This is a genomic window from Natronincola peptidivorans, from assembly GCF_900111615.1.
Classification (GTDB): domain Bacteria; phylum Bacillota; class Clostridia; order Peptostreptococcales; family Natronincolaceae; genus Natronincola_A; species Natronincola_A peptidivorans.
Genome location: NZ_FOHU01000032.1, coordinates 1 through 17,023, shown reverse-complemented (window position 1 = coordinate 17,023; position 17,023 = coordinate 1). Strand labels below are relative to the sequence as shown.

At 33.9% G+C, this 17,023-nt stretch carries 13 protein-coding genes and 1 pseudogene; 5 read left to right on the top strand and 9 right to left on the bottom strand.

Annotation, left to right across the window (positions count from 1 at the left end; genetic code table 11):
• A partial coding sequence (locus tag BMX10_RS16955) for an ABC transporter permease (RefSeq protein WP_139176494.1) occupies positions 1 to 366 on the top strand: 366 nt, incomplete at its 5' end.
• Positions 367 to 446: 80 nt separating this feature from the next.
• Here the strand turns inward: BMX10_RS16955 and BMX10_RS16950 are convergent.
• The 5 genes from BMX10_RS16950 to BMX10_RS16930 form a co-directional block, all read right to left on the bottom strand.
• Positions 447 to 4,886, bottom strand: coding sequence for a coiled-coil domain-containing protein (locus BMX10_RS16950; protein WP_090446861.1), 4,440 nt, complete (start codon positions 4,884 to 4,886; stop codon positions 447 to 449).
• Positions 4,849 to 5,628, bottom strand: a complete 780-nt coding sequence (locus tag BMX10_RS16945; RefSeq protein ID WP_090446857.1) for a DUF6063 family protein — start codon at positions 5,626 to 5,628, stop codon at positions 4,849 to 4,851. The genes BMX10_RS16950 and BMX10_RS16945 overlap by 38 nt, the downstream gene beginning before the upstream one ends.
• 4 nt (positions 5,629 to 5,632) lie before the next feature.
• The gene (locus BMX10_RS16940; RefSeq protein WP_090446855.1) at positions 5,633 to 7,105 is read right to left on the bottom strand and encodes a hypothetical protein; all 1,473 of its coding nucleotides are present in this window, start codon (positions 7,103 to 7,105) and stop codon (positions 5,633 to 5,635) included.
• The gene (locus BMX10_RS16935) at positions 7,102 to 8,175 is read right to left on the bottom strand and encodes a Wadjet anti-phage system protein JetD domain-containing protein (RefSeq protein ID WP_170834876.1); all 1,074 of its coding nucleotides are present in this window, start codon (positions 8,173 to 8,175) and stop codon (positions 7,102 to 7,104) included. The genes BMX10_RS16940 and BMX10_RS16935 overlap by 4 nt, the downstream gene beginning before the upstream one ends.
• Positions 8,176 to 8,268: 93 nt before the next feature.
• Positions 8,269 to 8,475: a hypothetical protein gene (locus BMX10_RS16930; RefSeq protein WP_090446851.1), complete on the bottom strand. Its 207-nt coding sequence runs from the start codon at positions 8,473 to 8,475 to the stop codon at positions 8,269 to 8,271.
• Positions 8,476 to 8,989: 514 nt separating this feature from the next.
• Between BMX10_RS16930 and BMX10_RS16925 the strand changes: the two genes are divergently transcribed.
• From BMX10_RS16925 to BMX10_RS16915, 3 genes are all read left to right on the top strand, one after another.
• The gene (locus BMX10_RS16925; protein WP_090446850.1) at positions 8,990 to 10,126 is read left to right on the top strand and encodes an ABC transporter substrate-binding protein; all 1,137 of its coding nucleotides are present in this window, start codon (positions 8,990 to 8,992) and stop codon (positions 10,124 to 10,126) included.
• A 197-nt stretch (positions 10,127 to 10,323) separates the two neighbouring features.
• A complete protein-coding gene (locus tag BMX10_RS16920; protein ID WP_090446848.1) occupies positions 10,324 to 11,244 on the top strand; it encodes an ABC transporter permease in 921 nt (306 codons plus the stop codon).
• Between the two features lie 24 nt (positions 11,245 to 11,268).
• Complete coding sequence (locus tag BMX10_RS16915; protein WP_090446846.1) at positions 11,269 to 12,015, top strand: ABC transporter ATP-binding protein; 747 nt, start codon at positions 11,269 to 11,271, stop codon at positions 12,013 to 12,015.
• Positions 12,016 to 12,322: 307 nt separating this feature from the next.
• Here the strand turns inward: BMX10_RS16915 and BMX10_RS16910 are convergent, their stop codons facing one another.
• From BMX10_RS16910 to BMX10_RS16895, 4 genes are all read right to left on the bottom strand, one after another.
• Positions 12,323 to 13,924: a hypothetical protein gene (locus tag BMX10_RS16910; RefSeq protein ID WP_090446844.1), complete on the bottom strand. Its 1,602-nt coding sequence runs from the start codon at positions 13,922 to 13,924 to the stop codon at positions 12,323 to 12,325.
• A complete protein-coding gene (locus tag BMX10_RS16905) occupies positions 13,917 to 14,636 on the bottom strand; it encodes an ABC transporter ATP-binding protein (RefSeq protein ID WP_090446840.1) in 720 nt (239 codons plus the stop codon). Before BMX10_RS16905 ends, BMX10_RS16910 begins: the two co-directional genes overlap by 8 nt.
• 315 nt (positions 14,637 to 14,951) lie before the next feature.
• Positions 14,952 to 15,155, bottom strand: coding sequence for a hypothetical protein (locus tag BMX10_RS16900; protein ID WP_090446838.1), 204 nt, complete (start codon positions 15,153 to 15,155; stop codon positions 14,952 to 14,954).
• 448 nt (positions 15,156 to 15,603) lie between these two features.
• Positions 15,604 to 16,203, bottom strand: a complete 600-nt coding sequence (locus BMX10_RS16895) for a hypothetical protein (protein WP_139176492.1) — start codon at positions 16,201 to 16,203, stop codon at positions 15,604 to 15,606.
• A 594-nt stretch (positions 16,204 to 16,797) separates the two neighbouring features.
• Here BMX10_RS16895 and BMX10_RS16885 point away from each other — a divergent pair.
• A pseudogene (locus BMX10_RS16885) lies at positions 16,798 to 17,023 on the top strand (HTH domain-containing protein); the annotation flags it as partial.

The following is a 17,023-nucleotide window of genomic DNA, read 5'->3' as shown; positions in this document are numbered from 1 at the left end:
ATGACGGGGATTTCCCTTGGGGTAACCAGGCTTGTGGATGGAATGTATTCCGAAAGGCATCTTATCGAGTCAGCATTGATGCTGGGTGCAAAGCCTAAAATGGCTGCAAAGCAAATTGTAGATAATGCTTTTGATGCTGCCATCCTGCCATCCATCAACTCTATGGTGGGAATGGGTATCGTATTTTTACCAGGGATGATGACAGGGCAAATATTATCTGGTGTATCCCCCGTTACTGCTATCGAGTACCAAATTGCCATCATGCTGGGGATTCTCGGCAGTGTTGCCCTGACTGTCATATTATTTGTACAGCTGGGGTATAAAACCTTCTTTAATGATGAGAGTCAATTAATGATTGGTGAATAGATAAATAGTGAATAAATTATTACGTCTATAGGCTAGATACAGCTTTAGCCTATAGACGCATTTTTTTTATCAAGGTATAATCACTTTATAATCCTTCCACCATGTACAACTTTTCCTTCTTCAAGCTTCAACTCCCAAAAGACCGGAAACCTTTCACTTATCTCTACTTTGATAATTTCTGGAGCTGCAAAACAGATCAATTGAAAGTTTAACTTATCTGCTATTTCAAATATAGGGTCCAGTACATGTTTTGCTGAGGCTTTTCCAAAGGGGTTATCCAATACTAATACTGTGGAGGGATTCTCATTTCCAATGTGCTTCTTTTTAAAGCTCATAATCATCATGATAACAAAGGTATTTACTGAAAGGGTTTGTCCTCCAGAGCCTTCAGGTAGATCTCCTTCTCCTTTATTCATAGCCTCCCATGTAGTATAGTATTCATCCCTAGCCCTTGCATATCTAAACTCATTTTTTTCAGACATCTTATAGACCAACAAGGTGGGATATCTCCCTTGAAGGGCCTTAGAAAATAAAACCGTGTCCCCCATTAAATCCTTAAATACTTTATCCTCCATATTAGAGATTTCTTCCTTTTTTTCTAGAATTTTAGCTATGGCCTGTACAAAATATTCCTCTAACAAATAAGTGATTTCACCATCTTCTTTAGGTAGTCTTTCTGTCCCTTTCAATTTAACTAAAGGAAAAGCATATCCTTGTTCATTGGTATAATTCATGCTGGCTACCATACTTTTTAAGGCTTCAACCATTCTAATGATATGAATAGATGCTCTATCCGTCCATTTTTTCATCGCATCCTCCGCCTTACGTTTATCCTTTGATAAGCGTATCAGCTCTTGCTGAAAATGCTGCTCCATACTACTAAAGGAGCTTAAATTGTTTTTGAAATTGGCTAATTTAGCTTCCTTTACCGTTGTTATAATTTTCTCCCTTAGCTTATCTTCCTCCAGCTTTAAATTTATTTCCTTTATGAATTTGCTTCTAAATCTTTCTCCTTCCTCTATTGTTCTGCTAATTTGATCTTTATTTTTTCCACAACTGCTTAACCATGTTTCCACTATGCTATCTGGGTTATTTTGAATTTTTTCCTTTAAAATTTCATCCATTTTTCCTTTAATAACCTCCAGTGGATAGCCTGCTTTGATCTTTGTTAAGTTAACCTCTAGCTTCCGTCTACGGTCTTGGTTTTTTTGTAATTCTTCTGTACATAATGCTAAATATTTTTTATTAGACTGGATGTTTCTTTCTACCCTATCTATATCACTGTTTATATCTTCAACTTCTAGGACGATTGGTGTTCTTTTGTGTTCCTTTGCTATTTGACTTTCCTTCTCCTCTAACTGATCCTTCATAGTTGTAATACTTCCTCTAATGTTCTCTCGTTTTAATTCCACATCCTGTTTTTCCAATTCAAGGTTTTTAATAGCTTTATTAAGCTCTCTAAGGTTGATTCGCATTTCATTTAAGGTAAGTTCTAAATGAGGATAGCTTTCCCAATTTTCATTTATCTTTTTTAAATCATCAATATGCCTTTCTAACTCACTCCTAAAATGCTGTATATCTTTATCTAATAGGGCAATATTGCTATTTTTAGTGGCTAGGTCCTCCTCTAGCACTTTTCTTTCCTTTACTAAAAGCATTAATTGTCCACTATCAACAGAAAACTCTGGTATTGTTTCATATAAATAATTTTTATCAGCTCCATGGGTATAAATCACTTCATGGAATATTTCTTTGACCTCTTGGATGGTTTTTTTTACTTCAAACTTCCATTGGTTATAGGCATCTTTGATGGTATTTTGATTATTTTCTACCCCTTCTATATCTGCTTCAATGGTTGATATGCGTTCCCTAAGTTCTGCTAAATCCTTCTGGGTTTTTGATATCAGTACTTTCTCCCGATTAACCTCTTCTACTTTTTCTATATATGTCTTCATCTCTTGGATAGAAGTTTTTGTTTCTCCTAATTTCTTACTTTCTTCCTCCAAAGCATACTGCCACTTCGTCAGATTATTCTCTATGCTTGCTTTTTCTTCTTTTTCCATACTAATTTTCTCTAAAATCTCTAGCCTTTCTTGTTGCTGCTCCTTGAGCTTTTCATTTAACATCCATGCAGTATCGTTTTTCAAAAGTAGATTTAAATCCTGTTTAATCTCTACAATACGTTTCAAATCTTCTTTGATACTATTTTCTGTTTCAGCTAAGCCCTTGATCTTGTTGGTCATGTCTTCCTTCCACATGATATAATTATTCTCATCTATCAGGTCATAGGTCTTACCAAATACAGTTTTAAACAAACTATTATTATCTCCCTTCATTTCTGAACGAATATAAATGGGAACCATATTATGAAAAAACAAAGTCTTGTCTATATTTTTATCGATAAGCTGCCATTCTTTTTCATTTCCTATTACAACTGAATAAATGAATCCAGGACAATCCTGCACTATAGAAAGCTTTGCTTCACTATCTAGCCCCTTCAAATATTCACTTCCTGTTTCCACGTGGATACCTAATTTTTGTATTTCTTCTTTAATCATTAGAATATCTTTATTAGGGATAAAATAATCTTCTTTATTTAGTACTTTATCTATACTTTTCTCCCATATTCGTCGTTGTATTTCTTCTAGTTTTTGTTTTTTTTCCTCTTCCATACCCTCTAATGCTTCTAATTTCTTACTAAACCAATGGTGATTTAATAGGCTGCCATCGTAATTTTCCATCAATTGCTTTGATAGGCTTCTAACAACCCTTAACTCATATTCCTCCTGCTTTTTTATTTCTTCCTGTAGTTGACTTACCTCTTTTGTTTTATTATCCAATCTATCTTCTAATCTATATATTTCTACATTTAAAGTCGTAATTTTGTCTTTATATTCCTCTACCTGTTGAGACAGAGTGGTTATTTTTTCTGCCACCTCTCTTTGACTTTTCATTAAGTCCTCAAGAATTCTTTCAGGAAATACTAAGCTCAAAGGATCATAATGGTTTTCTAATTTTCTTCTATCTTTATCTAGTTCCTCCTCTTTAAGCTGAAATTTGTTGATTTCCTTTTCTAAGTCCTTCACCCTGGCTTCATATTTTTTCTTCCTATTCTTATATTCCTCCATAAGCCCATTTGTATAGTTCATATACCCTTGTTGTTGATTTTCATGATGCTTCCAACGTTTTTTAATTTTCTCCCATTCCAGCGCTATTTCATCATCTAATGCTTTTGCCTTTTCTTTTATATCTGTAATGTCCAATGCCTCCACCAGTCTTTGTCTTTCTTGCAATTTGTTATCAATCTTCTCCTCTGTTTCTTTTTTAGCATATAAAAGCTCATTTATTTCAAATAATTGTAGTGTTTCCTTCTTTTCCTTTATTTCACTGGTCTTTTCATTCAATCTCTTTTTTAATGCTTCTACTTCCTTTTCTTTAGCCTCTAGCTTTCTTCTTTGCTGATTATAGTTTAGATTATCCTTCTGAAAAACTAACTCTTTCTTTTCTTCTTCTGCCTTCTTTAATTCATTACTCCACTCCTCAACCTTTTGGGTAACTAAATTCTCTTCATCTTTTAAAATAAAGTAAATATCATTTCCCTCACTAATTAATCGATCTTTCCTATCTATAAATCTTGATCCACTGTCAGCATTTTCAATTAAAGGTTTTATCTCCACCAGTAGATCTTTATAATCCCCCTCACGTTTCATCAATATAGGTAAATCCTTCGTAATAGAAAGATTACTCTTGAACATTCCAATAAGGCTGTTTTCCTCTTCATAGGTGTAATTTCTAATGTTTTCACTAATAGCTGGAAGGATAATCTTATCAAAAATAGATTTGTTGTCATTGGCACCAGTGAAATAATCTCCAACCCCGCCTTCCGACTTATTCATGTTCTTTAGGTTCATCCATTCACTTCTATAGATCCCTCTACTCTCTAAATAACTGTAATACCGTCCGTCCTTTTTTCTAACATCCGATTGACTATATTTTATAAAGTCTCTTTTATGCTCATCTATAAAATTTTCTAATACATCTATATCTAAGGTTTTTTTAGCTTCCTTATCATACAATGGTAGATTTTCCACTGTATAATAGCCCTTATTTACGTGTTCATGTGTATATAAAAAATAGGATAAACCTGCTTTCTCCTCCTCTTCTCCTCCAGTATTTTTTATCATAGACTTCACAGCAATTCCATTGATCAGTCTTTTTTCTGGTACCGTATCTAATATCCATTCTAGAACAACATGGAATGTAAAGGATTGCAAATTGTTCCTTTGGTCATAAAACATGCCTATCACTTTATTTCCATTGCTTTTTCCCCATTTAGTCCCAGGTAGTAATAGCTGAAAAATAAGCTGCATCATTACACCCTTCCCTCCACCGTTAAATAGTGTGAGAAGTGTATGGTCAGCTTTATGCTCTTTTGTTAAATCAAAAATGGAATTTTCATGTTCCTTTCTCAAACCATCATATTTACACCCTGTTAACCTGATCTTGGATAGTTTCGGCATCTTCCTTCTCCCCTCCATAATATTTAATCAGCTCTATGATCTCTTGGTATCGGTCCCCACCGTGGTAAAGATTTTCAAGTCTTTCGTAAAGTTCCTCCTTAGGAATAATTCTATTTTCCTGACTGAGGCTAATGATCAAATTTTCTTGCTCTAGAGGTCTAAGGGCTTCGTGGATAAAACCTAATCTAGTTTGGGAGGATAGACTAAAGCCTACGCCATCTCTTGCTTCCTTCGAATGAGACATCTCAACAGACCAAAGATGATGGATATCTTCTATTGCAATAGCAAATTCTTTGGAAAAGCTCTCCTCTTTTTCATTCCTTTTTTTCCATGAATCTAGGGTATCTGTAATGATTTCCTCCAGTTTATAATAGGATATTCCTGTATCCTCAATTCTAAATGCAAAATTATTTTCCCGATCTATTTCAGCTAAATAAATACATATAATGATATTTGCTAGATAAAAATGCTTCTTTCTATAGAGCTTATTGTATTTCTCCTTCATTTGCGTGTAAGTGGTAGCAAAGATAGAGCCTTCTCCCTTTGATACTAAATGCAGGTTTTGTCTAGTGCTGAGTACCCTTAAGCCCCCTTCTTCTGCCATATTTTTTACAATCTCATTTATGGTATTGTTGTCATAATATTCAGCAGCTAAAACATCATTAGAAGGGAGGATTTTCTTATTTAATAAATGAAAAAACAATTCACTTGCTTTTTTTATCTCTTCACTTGTATAGCTCATATCTTCACTCCTCTATATAGATGGTATATGGTGAAATAAATAATTCCTTCCAAACAAAGGTTTCTTCTGCATCCTCTATTTTGGACAAAATCTTTTTTCCATGTAGTTCTTTGAAAATTGGATTTTTGCTACATAGTCCCTTAAATAATCTAAGTCGTTCGTCTTCGCCAGAATGATTCATATCCAAAGTGACCTTTGAAATGACAAACATCATGAATAAATCTACATTCTCTCTTTGTCGCAACCATTTTCCCTTTTCTTCTTCACTCTTTTTATTTAATTCCAATATGGAGAATCTTCCATTTTCTAAGAGGGCTGTAAATATTTCTTCATAAAGCTCTATTAGTAACTCCCAATCTGTTTCTCTGAACTTCCACCCATCCTCTAGGGTCATGTCCTCTTCCTTTTTTATGCTTCTTTTTTGCTTAATCATTTGTTCCGACCATGCCCACTCAAGGGGATAGATAAATTCTGTTTTCGGGGAAAATAAAGGCGATACAACTTTCTCCAAGTCCTCTATATCTCTTAAACCGTTCTTAACAATATGGTTTTGCCAAATATCCTTTTTAAAACTAAAGCTTGAAATATTCCAAAAACTCTCAGGATACTTCACCCTGATCTCTAGCTCCAGTGCCAAGTTTTCCATCACATGCTTTGCTAAGCTATCATGTAACAGTCTTGCCCCCTCAAGGTTTTCGAACATCATCTCCGCCTCTTGTTTTTTATCTTCTGGCAAGACATCATATCTATTCCTCCAGGAAAACATATTTGCAAACACCTTTTGCTCCTCTTCAAATTGTCCCTTTATTTCATCCTCCGATTTTTTTCCTCTAATACTTCTATCAAAAAATATATTCTGTGGATCTCTTATAATATCTCTTCTATATTCCTTTTCTCGATTAATTAACACTCTAACCCTAGCCATTAAGTTATCTATACTATTTCTTGCCTTCATAAAATTTCCAGTTTTTATTAACTGCAAAGTATAAAACTGCTCTAAATTAAACCCAAATTCCTCTAATATTTCCCTTGTAATAAAAATCATTTCTTGGCTTTCTTCCGTTAGCATGTATACAGTGGAACCACCTTGCTCCCAATGACTATGCTCCCTATCTACTTTAAAGTACCTAAAGATATACTCCTCCTTAGTTCTAGTAGTTTCATGATAAACCCTTGTCTTAAAACCCTCCTGCTTTGTAGGTTCCCTGTACCACAGAGTGCCATCTACAATTCTTTCAACCTCTTCTTTACTGTATAGCAAGTCCATATCCTGAAGAATTTTTTCAGTGATAAATAGCATGTCATCTCTTGTCCTATGATGATTCTCCCTAAGCTCTCTTAGAAAAATATTTTGTATAAGTAAAAAACAAATTTCATATGCGTATTCGTTTAATTCTCCTATATCCATCCCTGACCCTAGCATACGGATGACTTGGAGTTTTTTCATTCTATTAAAAAAGCCGCTTTCTATCATCATTTTCTCACCTTCAGCAAATATTCATAATTTATTAGCTCCTGTGGCACTCTGAGGTCCTTGTCCCAGATAGATTTCATTTTTTTCAAGTCGCCATTTTTTAAGTATGGTTTCATTTCTTCTAAGAATCCATCTAAATACAATTGATTTTTATTGTGTCCCTCTGAAGAATATTCTTTTATACATAATGCAATCAAATGTGTGTAGGCTTCATGCTGTAGTTTAATGTTTATATCCTTGTATCTTTCTTTAAGTCTATAATATATACCAAAGCCCTCAGCGTCTATATCTCCAAAGTATAAAATATCTACCTTAGCAGAATCAGTAATTTCTTCTATAAAGGATAAGCTATCCTCAACTTTTTTTCCTTCTCCATAAATCAGAGCATCCGGTCTAAATCCGAATATTTCTCCATGGACTTGCGCAGCTCTTTTATAGGTGAAAAAAGTAGAGTGATTTTCAAGTATAATGATATTTTTAATATCCTCCACACCTCTATTCCAGTAGATAAACATCTCACCATATCTTTTCATCTTTAGGTCTTCATTGGAAAGCTTCAGACGTTTCAATATTCCATATTTTCCTTTGGAGACTTCCTTTTTGCTTTTGAGAAATTTTTCATCATAGAAAAGCTCTAAGGAACGTTCTTCTATACTAGCCCACTCCCTCTTATCTCTTGACTTTAAAAAACTATAAATATTTTCAATATATTCCCATTCTAAATCTGTTTGATAGGATGGATGTTTGACATAATAACTAAAATCCAAGTAGTCCGATAGCTGTAGCATCTTTGATTTGTCCCATCGAGAACTATCTTCCTCACATACAATCTGCCACTTCGTCTTTAATGGTGGATGAAAACCATTATAGCTGGAGGATTTTATTTCCTTGATATACTGCTTTTCTTTAAGCAAACACATTTGCCTATAAAGCTCTTGATATCCACCACCTTCTAAGTAAAAATGCTCTCCTTTATACCTGTCTATTAGGTAGCTCTCCAAGGCTTGTAATCCAAATCTTTTTTTGTTCTTTTTCTTATATTCAGATAAAAATTTTTTAATTATCTTTTCCATCATATCACCTTTAATTAAGCAGCACCTGTTCTACTACTTTATTTTTTTAGTTAATTCTTCTTTTAGCTCTCTCTACTTAGATCTTATTTTTAATCAAAATGGAATCTCATCTTCTTCATCACTTAAGCTGTCCTTTTCAATCAATCCATCTTCAATAGCCTCTTCCCATGTAATTCCATATGGTACTCCTCCAGAGGTATATCCAGCAATAAAATAAAAGTTTCCATCAGAATCTATGTAATTCTCTAAGTTCTCTTCTCGCTTTTTTCCTAGTTTCCTTTGCTTCTTTACCTTTTTCATTACTTAATTCATCTCCTAACTGTCCTCCATATATTCTTCTATATAATTTTCAGGAAAGATTTTACATCGTAGGGGTTTGTTTCTGTGCCAACTTGGGCAGGCTTGGAAACCCCTACAAAACATATAGTTTATTTAATGCAATATATATAATCTATTCTGTTATTTTTCTACAATTTAGTTATTACTTTTACTGTATCAAACTTTTAAGATGGTATCAATGTATTTAGATCTCTACAACTCTCATTATCATAAACAAAAAAATATTGCCCCTCAGTTGTATAAAAACGAAGCGTCCCTACATCTACACCCGGGAGTTAATATTGGAAAGAAACTAACGAATTTTTGCATAAGTTGTAGAGAAATATTATATTGTTAAATTTTTGTTATAGAATAAATATATTTAGTTCTAAAAGATTATTGAATTTTTCAATTAGAAGGCTTCTTTTTTTTGTGTTATGCTGTCTATGGTAAAAATATTATTTAAGAAAAAATATTTATCGAAAGGATTGATTTCATGAGTTTTAAAAAGAAATATTTATTTGCATTAATCTCTTTGTTGTTGTTATCTTTATTTTTAGTTGGATGTAATAATTCAGAGGATTCTTCTGTTTCAGCTAGTAGTTCTATTCCAACAATAAACTTAAGTTATTTTAGAAATGACCATCAAATCCCTTTATTTACTGCTTTTGCAGAAAGTAAAAACTTTGAAGGTATGGATAGCTACTTAGAGCCCATTATTGAAAAGGAAAAATACAAATTAATTACAAATGGAGAAGAAAAAGCAATAATTGAGGTTATTGTATCTCAAGGTGGGGCAGAATCAACTACAATGTTTGCACAAGGTAATTTAGATATCGCTTCTTTTTCTATTACAGCAGCTATGACAGGAATTGACAGTGGTGTTCCAATTAAAGTTTTGGCACCTGTCCATACTGATGGACCTGGCCTAGTAATGCATAATGATATTGATGTAAATGGTTGGGAAGAATTTTTACAATATGTACAGTCTCAGGATGAACCTGTAAAAATAGGTTATCATTCACCAACAAGCAGCCCTAAGATTGTGTTTGAAGGGGCTTTAGAAAGAGCTGGTATCAATTATACCATTGATCCTAATAATACAGAGGCGGATATTCTATTAGTAGACCTTCGTTCAGCAGCTAATTTTACTTCATCTTTAATTAGTGGAGAAGTTGATGGCTGGGTAGGTCCATCACCTCATCCACAAGTAGCTGCTTTTCAAGGTAATGGTAATTTTGTTATGTCCCATAGAGATTTGCCGCCTGACGGATTTTGGCATGGATTTCCTTGTTGTGTAATCGTTACTTCAGATAGAATGTTGCAAGAAGAAAGAGAAATAGTATCTACTATAATGAAGCTAGTAACCTATGGTGCAGATTATATTATCAAAAATCCTGAGATTGGAGCAAGTGTATCATCTGATTGGTTAGGCATCCCTATTGAAGCCGCAAGAAATACTAATGTTGTCTATACAACAGAACCATCAGAAAACTTCTTACGTGGTGCCAATACTTATCTTGAAGTTTTAAATGATATTGGTAATTTTAATGATAAATTAAAAGGAAAGAATATAGAAGAAGCAAAAGACTTATTATTTGACTTCAGTATCATTGAAGAAATACTAAATTAAGAAGCATATCTCTATTACATATTGGCTTGGAGTTAGAAAATTTAACAGACCACAATATATCATCAGTTTTCTTTGACAACTTATTTGCTAGATGTTTCTTAGTACTTAACTGTTATTACAATATCTAGAACTAAATTTAAAGAAAAGATATATTGTGGTTTTCACAAAATTTAAAGTATTGAATTGGAGTGTAATTCATGAAAAGTAGAGTTGAAGAATTAGATTTGAAAGGTCTCAGAACTAGTGAAGGTAATAAGAGTATAGGAAAGCTATTGAAATGGAATGAGGCTAATATAAAAAATAGGCTAATTGGTTTAATTTGTCCAATTATTTTTATCATATTTTGGGAATTCTTGGCTATTAGAATGAACAATCCCGTAGTTTTGCCAACCTTCACCTCTGTACTTAGGATTTTAGTAAATCCTACAGTTTCATTATTAGGGATAGGCTCCTTAGGCTATAACTTATTTATAAGCTTTTTGAGGGTATTCACTGGTTATTTAGCTGCAGTTGTGATGGCTATACCACTAGGTGTTTTAATGGGTTATAATAATACATTCTATAAGCTTTTAAGTAATTTTTTAGGGATTTTCCGTCCTGTACCACCTTTAGCATGGGTTCCTCTTGTTCTAGCATGGTTTGGTATTACCAGTATGGCTATTTTTTTTCCTATCGAATCAGGACCTGTTTATATTTATTTAAGAAATATTAGATTATCCATGGTTTTTATAATATTTATAGGAGGTTTTTTCCCAATACTAACTAGCACCATTTATGGAGTAAAAAATGTTAGAAAAAGTTTAATTGATGCCACAATGACCTTAGGTGCAAAAAAACATCATATACTTCTAAAGGTGATCATCCCTTCAGCAATGCCGTCCATCATTAATGGCCTTAGGATTGGATTAGGAGTAGCTTGGATGTGTCTAGTTTCTGCAGAAATGCTGCCAGGGAGTATTGCAGGAGTTGGATATCTAATTACCCATGCATACCAGCTAGCAAGAACAGATGTGGTAATAAGCGGTATGATAACAATAGGTGTTATAGGGGTTTCATTAGATTCTCTATTTAGAATATTAGAAGATACTAAATATAAGTGGCAAAAAAACGTGCAGTAGCTGATAATGAGGGGGACTTTACTTATGGAGCAGCCAATTTTAAAGATTAATGGGATTCATAAAAAATTTATAACTGAAAAAGGTAATGAAATAGATGCTTTAAGCGGAATAGATATGACTATACATGAAAATGAACTTATTTGTATATTAGGGCCTTCAGGATGTGGTAAATCTACTTTGCTTAGAATTATTGCAGGCTTAGAAAAACCTTCATCAGGAGAAGTATATTATAAAGACAAAGAAATCAAGAAGTGTCATAAGGAAATAGGAATGGTATTTCAGCAGTATACATTATTACCATGGAGAAATATCATTGAAAATGTAGCTCTTGGTTTGGAAATCAATGGAATAGACAAAAAGCAAAGAATTGAAAAGGCAAAGGAATATTTAAGTTTAGTAGGATTAGATAAATTTGAAGCTTCTTTTCCATATGAGCTATCAGGTGGTATGCAACAAAGAGTTGCCATAGCTAGGGTATTAGCAAATGATTCAAATATTCTTTTAATGGATGAACCTTTTGGTGCATTAGATGCTCATACAAGGGTTTTGCTGCAAAGAGAATTGTTAGGAATATGGAGAAAAAATAAAAAAACAGTACTATTTGTTACTCATAGTGTAGATGAGTCTATTTATCTAGCAGATAAAATAGTTGTTATGTCAAAAAGTCCAGGAAAGGTTAAGAAAATTATAAATGTAGATATGGAAAGACCTAGAGAGAGATCAAATGTAGAGTTTGGAAAGCTAAGTGAAAAGCTTTTTAATATGCTGTAAAAGCTGCCACACATTATTTATGTTTAACAGGAGTCTGTAAATAATTTTATGTTTTATTCTGCCAAATTTCTTCTACCCTCTAAAGCAAAAGCCCCTAAACTTCTTCGTCTAGGGGAGCATGGGTTACTCTTCTATTTATATATAAAACCTTCTAAACCACTAATTCTAACCTATTTCTTCTCTATCACCCCCCCACTCTGCATGGGCCTTTCCTTCATCAGCTTATCTTATCAAAACCTCATTCGGCTGGAGGTTTTCTGTTTATAGTAACAAGCTTTTTCATCCTACTTCCACCATATTTTCATTCCTATAAATTGATTTGATCAAACTTTCTTTTGTAGATTCCAAATACTATATAGTTTGATATTCCATAGAGAAGCAATAAAGCTATACTGTAAATGGCAACCATTGTATTGGCTGCAAAGTCAGGCATCAAGCGATAGGAGAAATACACAATGCCGCCTAATGCAACCCTGATTAGCAAGGATAGTATTACATTTAAATTATTCTTTACCGCCGCTGTAGGACTCGTCCAGTTTAAAGTAGGCCTTTCGATATTAATTACGATATCGATAGTGGATAAAAATAAGGTTGCTGCGATACAGAATATTGCTGCTCTTATGATGATATCAAAGGTGACGGGTAAATACATTCCTCCGGCAATAGCCAATAGGATAGAGGCAGTAAAGGATATCATCAATGTAGCATAAATCCTATATCGAATGTTTTCTCCTGTAGTGATTGGCAGCACCTTGGTCTCCCAAAAAGTTTTTCCTTCCCTAGTAATAGCTGTGGCGGAAAGGTTTCCAACAATTGCTGGTGCTGTAATAACCCCTGCATAGATGTATAGCATATAGGGGGCTATGGCAGGAGACTGGAAGACTTCTGGCGAAAGCTCTCCTGTAAAGGACATAATGATGAAGAGGATGATGGGTAGGAACATAACCAAAACTGTATTCAGTAGAAATATCGGATTGCTAAATATGATACCTATATGACGTTTCATCATTTGCAGTCCTTTACTTCTGGTTTTATAGTAAATTTTCCCCTTGCCTGTCATGCCTCCCCCCTCTTGATTGAAGGCTAATAAACCCTTACTATATAACAGCTGTGAAACCAGCTTCAGGATATAAAGGAAGACTGCATTCAAAAGAATAAATAAGCCTCCATCTATGATTGAGCCTTGGATCATCTTTGTAAGCCATATACTTGGGGGGAAATTTCTCCCCAGTAGTCTTAGCAAGCCATCCTCTTGAAGTAATATTCTATTAAGGGATTCCGGATCCATTTCAACCCTTGCCATAAGAATTTGAATAGACATAATTAACACTAGCAGCAATACATTTCCCACGATAACCATTAAATTTCTTTTGTTACCCTTCCCAATCACTGACATAAAGGGAATAATGATTAATGTGGCTAGAATCATGGGTAGTAATGGCGCCATCAGCAGTGCTATTAACCCTGCTATAAGTCTATATACTGTTAAACCATCCGTTGTGCTATAGACTACAATGGAGGTGCCAAAGAAAAAGCATCCTATTACAAAGAGATAAATATATACCGAGGCAAGCTTAGAAAATATTATCACATCCACCTTTACTGGCAGGGTAGCGAAAAACTTTAGGTCCCTTGAGTAAAAGAAGATAGAAATAATAAAGGGAATACATGCAAAAAACATCATCATAACAGTTCCTAAATACATGTAGGTCATTGTCAGCTCAGGAAAACCAATTAGGAAAAAGGTGTCATAGATTCTATTCACCAGTTGGAAGGCTGGTAGTATTAATAGGGCTGGTATTGCTAAGGTTAACATTCCCAACCATTTATTTTTTACATTTGCATGCTGGGTATACTTGCTAAAAAAATCCTTTACTTGTATTTTAGTTAATGCTATAAACTTACGCATCTTTTGTCATCTCCAAGAACACTTCTTCCAATGTTTTGTCATTACTTTGCTTAATATTTTCCACCACATCACATGCAATAAGCTTCCCCTTATGAATCATTGCTACCCGATCACATAGATTCTCCACCACTTCTAAACCATGGGAGGAGAAAAATACCGTCCCACCCTTTTCACAATGCTCCCTCATCAAATCCTTTAAAACTCTAGCTGAATGAGGATCTAAGCCTACCATAGGCTCATCTAGAATGAAAAGCTTAGGATTTGATAATAGTGCCCCTGAGATCAATAGCTTTTGCCGCATACCATGGGAATAGGAATTTATGGTTTGGCTAAGGGCATGGTATATTTGAAATGCCTTTGTAAACTTCTCAACTCTTTCTTTTCTGTCCTCAATAGAAACATCGTACATATCTGCCATAAAATTGAGATAATCTATTCCCTTGATGGCATCAAATATCGTTGGATGATCAGGAACATAGGCAAAGTTCTTTTTTGCATCAACAGGGGCTTTAGAGATATCCACGCCATTGATCTCTATCACTCCTTCAGTTGGTGCAATAATGCCCGTAATCATTTTTATGGTGGTTGTTTTCCCTGCACCATTGGGCCCAATGAAGCCGATGATTTCCCCTTTTTTTACTTCAAGTGAAATGTCATCTACTGCCTTTTTTGTTTTATCGTAGGTTTTTGATACATTTTTTAAGACTAACATCCATTACACCCCTTCATTTTCTTAAATCAATTATTATTATGTCTTCAAAATATTTTTCTATGTTTTATTTTATATCTGTTATATATAATATATAACAGATATAAAATATTATCAAGATATTTTTAAAATATTTTTTTGCATTTGAATATCTCTACGATAGAACAAATTTACTACAGAATAGTAAAGGATAAATTTACCCATAATAGCCAGCAAAAGGTTCTAGAGATTAAAATCTCTAGAACCTTTTTGGAGGTATGAGTTATTGAGTGAGTTTATTGTCTTTTCAAATGCTTCTTTCCTCGTACTTTATCTTATTTACCAACCTCCACATATCCTTGGACCCATAAATAATACTACTAATAATAGGAAGAAGAATAGTAATGAATCTCCTGATATACCGTGTAAAGTACGACAATTACAGAAGATAATCACTAGTAGTAAGAAGAAAAATAGTATAGTGCTATCTTTTCCAAATAAACCTCCTAGAACTCCTCTACTTTCTTTTGCGATATCTGTCATGTATACCACCTCTCATTTTATATTAGACTATCTCTAGCCCTAGTATAAAATATGTATTTCCAATAAAATGGTGCTATTACTAAAAGAGCATTTGTTATTAAGTACACTCATTAAAATATTTGAGGGAATAACTTCAATAGATCTGAAATAAACAAAGTTTAACACAATTTATTGACCAATAGCATATAATACTCTGTAAACTAAGCTGGTTTGGAGAGAAATCCATGTTATCTGGCATATAAGAGGGTTTCAGGTAGATTTGCCGCCGATGCTTTGGGGTTTTTTTTGACAACTTTAAAATGGAATGGTCATAATTTTGCTTTATTTTATCAATCTTTGGCTATTTGGGGGACAGAGATCTAGTTTATAGCCAGAATTCTATGTAATAAATTTTTTCTAAAATCATTAAAAACAACAAACTCCCTGCGTATAGGGAGTTTGCTTATTGCTATCTACGAAAAAATCTCATTTCCATCCAGTCTAGCCCAATCCAATCATTTGCTAATCCCGTAGAGGTATTTGTAATAACTATTCGGTTGATTCGTCTAATATCTGGTACATCAAAGATCAGTGTTCTCCAATTCACAAAAATTTGCCCAAAGGATCTACCATGCTCTAATGGAACTGGACCACGATGTACAACTCTACCATTGATACTGATGGTAGCAGAATATTGTGGTACTGGCGTGGCAGCTCGATCATCTAATACAGCACGAATATAAAGCTGTGCCCTCAAAAGTCCAGGTATAAAGAAAAAGGCAGGTACTTCAAAGGTCCATACCCCTCGATTTCCCCTGTAGAGAATATCAGCATTACCACTGGGGTTTCCATAGTTAGGAAATCCTGATAATTCTTTAAATAAAACCAAACTTGTAATTGGTGGATTATCTGTTAAGATTGGTTGAAGTTGGTTTGTATCAACATTTGATATGAAATTTGGCCCATACATCTGATACATCTCTTGCATTTGAGGTATTGTTGTCATTTGAAATTGCCTAGAATCAAAAGCATAATAGCATCCATAGGGTGCACTAACATAAGGCATCATATCCACTTCCTCCCTCCTTTTAATCTTCATCTACATACATATCCATCCCTTAATCCTCTACAGACTGTGATTCACTTCTGCCTCTTGAAACTCAAGGGTATGTTTCTTTTTTCGCTGTATTATATTCTATGATTATGACTTTGCCATCTTTTAATTTTTAACGCAGTCCAAATTTGAACTGCTGGAGTTATCATGAATTGCAGCGAATATTTTTCATAGAATATGGTTCCATATATAAACTGCCAGAATAGAACAAAGAGCCTGAAGTATGCATATTGTATATAGAATAGAAATGCAAACAAGAGTAGAGGAATGAAAATGAAACATTTTGTTTTGATTGTAGTTTGTTACTAAATAAAGCAATAGCTTATAGGGAGGGTTTATTTATGTATACACAACAATATATTAGAATTCCACCAGCTTGTCCCCCTACATTTCTGGGACGATATACGGTTCAGCCAGGGGACACTTTTTTTACTATAGCTCAAATGCTTGTAAATTATATAATCAAATTAGCCAAAAATTCTAATCTCAAAATACACAGATTTGTACATTTTTTAGTATAATATTTTCAAAAAAGATAGGGGAAATATTATGCGAAAAGATGTGTCTAATCAGATAAGACTGTTGAGAGAGGAGGCTGAATTATTGAATAAAAGTGAACTAGCTAGAAGGTTTAATTGTGATAGGAGGACAGTAGAGAAATATATTAATAATTCTGGAGATGTAGCTAGGAAATCAAGAGAAGTAAAAAGCAAGCTAGATGACTATAAAGAAATAATAATGGATAAAGTAGATAGTTATGGATCCAAGTCAATGG